Annotated in this window: 5 protein-coding genes; all 5 read right to left on the minus strand. The window is 54.4% G+C overall.

Annotation, left to right across the window (positions count from 1 at the left end):
* Positions 1 to 92 precede the first annotated feature (92 nt).
* Positions 93 to 722, minus strand: coding sequence for an Hsp20/alpha crystallin family protein (locus HY36_RS17850; protein ID WP_051602737.1), 630 nt, complete (start codon positions 720 to 722; stop codon positions 93 to 95).
* A gap of 689 nt (positions 723 to 1,411) precedes the next feature.
* A complete protein-coding gene (locus HY36_RS11310; protein WP_034766464.1) occupies positions 1,412 to 1,831 on the minus strand; it encodes a PaaI family thioesterase in 420 nt (139 codons plus the stop codon).
* Positions 1,828 to 2,697, minus strand: a complete 870-nt coding sequence (locus HY36_RS11315; RefSeq protein ID WP_034766463.1) for an alpha/beta fold hydrolase — start codon at positions 2,695 to 2,697, stop codon at positions 1,828 to 1,830. The genes HY36_RS11310 and HY36_RS11315 overlap by 4 nt, the downstream gene beginning before the upstream one ends.
* Positions 2,698 to 2,931: 234 nt before the next feature.
* Entirely contained in the window at positions 2,932 to 3,150 is a 219-nt protein-coding gene (locus HY36_RS11320) for a hypothetical protein (RefSeq protein ID WP_035552743.1), read from the minus strand.
* Between the two features lie 332 nt (positions 3,151 to 3,482).
* Positions 3,483 to 5,945 carry a TonB-dependent receptor gene (locus HY36_RS11325; protein WP_051602738.1) on the minus strand — a complete coding sequence of 821 codons (2,463 nt, stop codon included), beginning with the start codon at positions 5,943 to 5,945 and terminating at the stop codon, positions 3,483 to 3,485.
* Positions 5,946 to 6,209 lie beyond the last annotated feature (264 nt).

Below are 6,209 nucleotides of genomic sequence, written 5' to 3' on the forward strand. Positions count from 1 at the left end.
CAAACGAGGGATTTTTCGGGGAGCAGGTCACAGGAAACAACAGAGTGCTCGCAGCGCCCTATCTCTCACTTATGTTTTTACGGTACACTGATTTATTCCGTTACCAGCCTCGCCGCCCTGAGCCCGCGCACAGCGTGCTCAAAAAATCGGGACGCTTCACAGGTTAAGGGCGTTGGATATGAAGCATCCCGGCACCAACCGCGGCAATGTGACTTGCCCAGCGATGCAAAGGCAGGACCCCGAGAGAGACTGGAAGCCCTCAACGCGCTGTCCTTTTTGAACTTGCCAGCTTGGGAATTTCGACATGCAGCGCGCCCTTGCGCTTGTTGGGCCTTGACCTTGCTGGTGTCAACACCGGACGGGAGCGCGATCGAGCGTTCGAATGTGCCAAACGATCTTTCGACAAGCCGGTAGCTCTTGGTCTTTTCGTCCCTCTCCGGTTTCTTTTCCCCGCGGATCGTCAGCCGGCTGTCGGTCACATTGACCTCGATATTCTTTTCATCCACCCTGGGAAGCTCGGCGGCGACTTCGATCAGACCATCACATTCCTTGACTTCCAGACGCGGCCAGACCTCCTGCATTCCGACCGGACGGCGGAAACCTGCGCCGCTGAAACTGTCGAAAAGACGGTCGATTTCACTCTGCAGGAATGAAAAAGGATCGCGCGCCGGGCAGCCATGTGTTTTTCCTTTAATGACTCCAAAGGCATTATTTGACCGCAAGCCCGCCGCCCTCTTGAGAATTCGCAACGGTTCCGGCCATGAGTTCACTTTTTGTCTGTATCACGCCGATCCGGCACAGTGGAGCGCTGCAGCGCGCCCGGCGTTGCAAGGAAGAGAAGAAGTGGGTGAACGCGTCTGAAATTCAGAACGGTGGAGAAATTCCAATACCCTATTCCTGTGAGGGACGCAACGTTTCTCCACCTCTTAGCCGGGGCGATGTGCCGGTGAACGTAAAGAGCTTCATTGTGCATTGTCAGGATCTAGCCCGGCGGTGCTCAATTGCCGGACGCTCTTTCTCATGACTTGCAAATGATCTACAGGCCGACCTCGCATGGTTCGCAATGGAAAAACGCCGAAAGATTCTGCCGACATCTCAAGAATTGCCATGGTGGTCAGGTCCAACTTGCCGCTGGATTTTAACGTCAGAGCCTGACCACCGAACCCAAGCGCGTCAATCGAAGCCGAGACTAACTCAAATACCAGGCCACTTTTACGGAGGCAGCCCCCACGCAATCAAATAGATGTCCCTCATGCCCCCAATTCCACGGAAACCGCTTCTACACAGACCACCCGCCCCGGCCTCATACGTAAAGCCGGTCGGCTCAGGGGCAACCTGACCTTCTGACTCTGGCCCCTACACCCCGAGACCAGAATTAAAATTACGCAATGCAAGAATATCATGCAAACCTTCATGCACGCCCCGGCATCAGGTAGGCGCCGCGCCCGCTCGAAAGCAGCGCTCCGCTGGCGTTCATGACAGAGGCTTCGGCGACGGAAAGAGTTGCACCCAGACGGACAATTCTTCCCATCATGCTTAGCGTTCCTGGCGTGGCAGGTTTGTGATAGTCAACTCGCAAGTCCGCCGTCGCAGCAGGCGTGTTCCCTGCGGCGAGCAGGGCATAAAATCCTGTGAGATCAATCAGCGCGGCAATGACACCGCCATGGGCAGATTGTATTCGCGGATTGGAAACCAGCTCCTCACGCCAGGGCATTTGCAGTATCAGCTTGTCCTTGTCTGTGCTGATCGCCTTCAGCCCAAGCCAGCGATGGAAGGGGGCCGCATCGAGTGCGGCCTGTATCTGATTAACATTGAGCATGGAGGTGCTCATGCAGGGGTCTGCTCTCGAATCGGACGAAGAAAGGACACGACTGCTTCGACAAATAAATCGTTGCAATCTCCTGCCACCATATGTCTGGCCCCAGCGACGTCAGTGAAATGTGCCCTCGGTGCCAAGGAACGAAACGCCGCGACGGAGTCTTCTGTAACCAGCTCGCTCATACGTCCACGGATGAGATGAAGCGGTACGCGGATGTTCCGAACCGCCTGCTCCAGCTCACTGGTGCGAGCAACCCCAGAGCGACGCGTGACGCCGGTGATAAAGGCAGGGTCCCAGTGCCATCGCCAACGCCCGTCTTCGCCTTGCCGCAGATTCTTACGCAGCCCTTCAAGGTCTTTCGGCCGGGGCCGATGCGGCAAATAGGTGGCAACCACATCAGCGGCCTGTTCCAACGAAGCAAAGCCTTCCTTAACATGCGCGCCCATAAAGCCGACAACTTTGGTGACGCCGGCGGCGTCCATGTTCGGCGTGATATCGACCAGAGTAACCGATTCAAACGCATCGCGCGCAAACATGCCTGCGGCAACTATGGCTGCAAGTCCTCCAAGCGAAGCACCGACTACATGCGGCCGCGGCCTTCCAACCGCGACGCTTTCACCAACCTCTACAAGGTCTCGAGCGATAGCTCCGAGAGAGTAATCACCGTCTGGAGCCCAGTCGCTTTCACCATGCCCGCGAAGATCTAAGATTATTGAGCGATATCCTTCAAATGCCACCGCCTTCGCGGCAGCGCTCCAAGCATGACGAGTTTGTCCTCCGCCATGGGCAAAAATGACCGGAGGGGCAGCGGGATCGCCAACCGAACTGTGCGCCAGCTTCAGCCCCTGCGCATGGAGATATCCATCACAATCGTACAAAAGATCCGTCCACTATAAACTCTTTTACTTATTCCTTTATTAAGTTACCTTACAATCATTGTAAATGGAGAAACCCGTCAAGTTGCCCACGCGGTCGCGCGCATCTGGCTTCATATGAGATCCCGCAATCGATTTCAGCTTCCTTTTTGGTGAAGTGAGCCGACTATCGCGCCGGGCGTACGATCAGGAAATGGAAGCTATCGCCCTCACGCGATCACGGTGGCAGGCGCCTGGTTAAATGATCAGACTGGAATGCCCCAGATCCAGCTTACCGAAGTGCACGATATTAAGCGTCCACATGTTGGGATACTGATCAATCAATTCGATTGATCGGGCCATGTCTCGCGTGAGCGAGATTACCGTGATCGTCGAGCGTGGCGAATTGTCCCAACCGGATTTGCGATCCAGCGCGCAAAGGAGTTTGTGCGATCCGCCGAGCGGCTTGCAGCTCAAGACTTTAACCCTGTTATTGATCCTAGTCCTGGCTTCAGCAGCGGTTTTACTTTCGACAGTTAGCGAGAATCTGAAGTCATGAACTCCTCATCAGCGAGGCTCTGATCCCATCCAGATGAAAGTTCGCTGGCAGGCCAACGCCCATCCTTATGGGCTTCCGGCCCGCGCCTCCTGTCTCTACAAAATCTCTGGAAATGGCTTGCGGAGCGCTACAATATTCAGCAACCACTCCGCAAGCAACAGCTGGAACTTCGCGCTTCCCTCCCCTATGAGATTGGCTCTTGCACCTTGGCTCCTCAAGTCAGGCTAAGCTGACATTGCCTCAAAGTGCTCTAAAACCGAACACGAGCGGTTGCGCCAAAGGTCAGGGGCGGTGACAAGAAAGCACCAACAGCTGTTCCCGGAGCTGTTTGCGTGGCAGCGGTACCTTGAAGCGGCGTATCGAAAGCAAGTTCGTAATAGTCCTCATCAAACAGGTTCTGCGCCCACAGTTCCAACTCGAAGGGAGAGTTGTCACTGTAGAATGACATTCTTGCATTTACCACAACCAGCTCTTCAACCTCCTTGAGCGGATCGAGGTTCGAACCTGTATTATACTTTGAAGTGAACCGGCTCGATACATTGAAGCGCGCATCCCAGTCGCTGATGAACGAGGTTTCATAGGTTGCGGCCAACGTACCCGACCAACGGGGCGCAAATGAAATTGTGCTTCCCGGCAAGCGCGGCGGCGCGAAAAAGTCTACCGCTTCGAAATCATCATACTGGGTTTCCGCATAGACAAGACCGCCCTGCAGTGTCAGCCCTTCAAGCTGTTCAGGCAGGTATCGGACATCGAACTCAGCACCCTTGGAAATCACACCGGGAACAGATGTCACGATGAAGCTCGTACCGGTAAACGTGTTGAGCTGAAAGTCGCTATACTCCTGATAGAAAATCGCGCCGTTGAAGAACAAGCTATTTGCCGCATTGTTGGTCTTAAAGCCGACCTCATACGCATCAACAGTTTCGGGATCAAATCTGGTATCCAGGTTGGGCTGAAATGGCGTGGGATCTGAGGGACCAAACTGGCTGCGATCAAGGTTGAAACCACCGGCCTTGTAACCGCGCGAATAGGACGCGTATGACATCAGATTCTCACTGACCCGATATGCCCCCTTTACTGTACCTGATAAATCCTCGTCAGAGCGATCCTGCGTGGCGCTCACACCCACAAAGTTGTCGTTTGTCCAAGGCAAGCAAAGCGTTGGTGTCAATCCACCTGTAGGGCCAAATACGGCCAAGGCTGTGGTACAGCTACCCGCTTCGCCATTAAAATTGGACTCCAGCGTCTTCTCATCAATCGTATAACGAAGACCGACCGTGAGGTCGAACTGATCGCTCAAGCTGAACGTATTGTTCGTGAAGATGGCGTATGTATCCGCAGTTTGTTCATAAACGTCTGCGGTTGCATTTGCCTCGCCCGTATAGATATTACCTGGCAGCGAAGACAGATCAAACGCACCACCACTCGCACCGAGCAGCAATTGCTGAAAGTAGAAAAAGTAATCATTGCCGTAAGTAATGAAATCTGTACGATCAAGAGTTTCATTCGCGTAAAACACACCCACCTGCCAGTCGACGTTATCGGTCGCGCCCGCGAGTCGTAACTCTTGGCTGAATGTGGCAAAAGCGTCCCTGGACGTTTCGTCATCTCGATACCAAAGATCGGCGGCACTAAAATCTGTATCCTGACCCGAGCCGTTTTCCCAATCGCGATAGGATGTGATTGACGTCAATTCACCGAGGCCGGACTGCCACTCGATATTCGCTGACACACCCCAGTCCTCGGTCGTCTGCGTGGCGTCGCGGTTCGCAAAGGCGACGCGGTCGAACGGATCGATCGGAAAAGCAGAGGCCCCGTCACCGCCAGCCAGCAGCGTGATCAGCGGGCCCCTGGCCGGGTCCACCGCGATATAGTCACCCATGCAACAATCTTCTTCCCGATCAGTATAGTCAGCAGAGAGAAGAATCTCGAGGTCGCTGGAGGGCTCAAAACGAAGCTGACCTCGAACGGAGTAGAAGTCATACTGACTCGTTTCGTCCTCGGTACGTGGACCGTTACCGGTCTTTACGTCCAAAAGACCGCCGCGCTCTTCGTATACTCCGAACAGGCGACCGCTCACCGTCTTAGAAAGCGGTCCGGTGACTTCTGCAGACGTGCGAAGGAAACCTTCGTTGCCGATCCCGACCTCGAAGATCGACTCTAACTCGTCAGACGGTTTCTTCGTGATGACATTTATGACGCCCGCAGAGGTCGACTTGCCAAACAAGGTTCCCTGCGGCCCCTTTAGTACTTCGATTCGCTCGATCTCGCCGAGATCGCCGAAGGAAACGCCGTTCCTGGCGCGCGGAACCCCGTCGATAACGACGCCTACTGAGCTTTCGAGACCGGGATTGTCACCAACCGTGCCAATGCCACGAATCCGCGCCGTAGTATTTGCTTGCTTTGACGAAGAAGTTACAAGCAGGCCCGGCGTCACGACCGTCAGGTCCTTGATATCCTGAACGCCAGCATCGCTGAGAAGCTCTCCGGACAAGGCGGTCACGACAATTGGCACATCCTGCAAGCTCTGCTCGCGCTTTTGCGCTGTAACTGTGATTGCACCCAATCGACGTGTGGCCTCCACATTTTCCGCCGCGGATGCAGCAGCACCTTGCTCGTCCACCTCAACTTGCGCATGAGCACCGGCGGCAAACAGCAAAACCGCCAAAGATACCGAAACAGTTGTCTTCGACACCGCGTTGAAATAATACACCTAGTTTCCTCCTTATGTTTATATAATACTGTATGATATGATACTTATCTGCAATGTGAATATTCTTTTTTCCCCCTGACAGAGATCGTCGACGGGTGATGCAAATTTGCAATAGAGGTTATGGCTTGTCCAATCGGACTGGCCCAACCGAAAAGTTAGTTCCGGCTTCAGCTGACACGCTTGGGATCGGTGGTCCGGCCCTGGGGTTAATATCCAGCGGCAATGACGTGCTTGGTCTGGTGGTCCGGCCTTGGCGTTAAAATC

The sequence above is a fragment of the Hyphomonas atlantica corrig. genome, from assembly GCF_000682715.1.
GTDB classification, from domain to species: Bacteria; Pseudomonadota; Alphaproteobacteria; order Caulobacterales; family Hyphomonadaceae; genus Hyphomonas; species Hyphomonas atlantica.

Coding starts and splice junctions, on each gene's coding strand:
- HY36_RS11310 (WP_034766464.1), bottom strand. CDS start 1,831: ATGAGCACCTCCATGCTCAATGTTAATCAGATACAGGCCGCACTCGAT.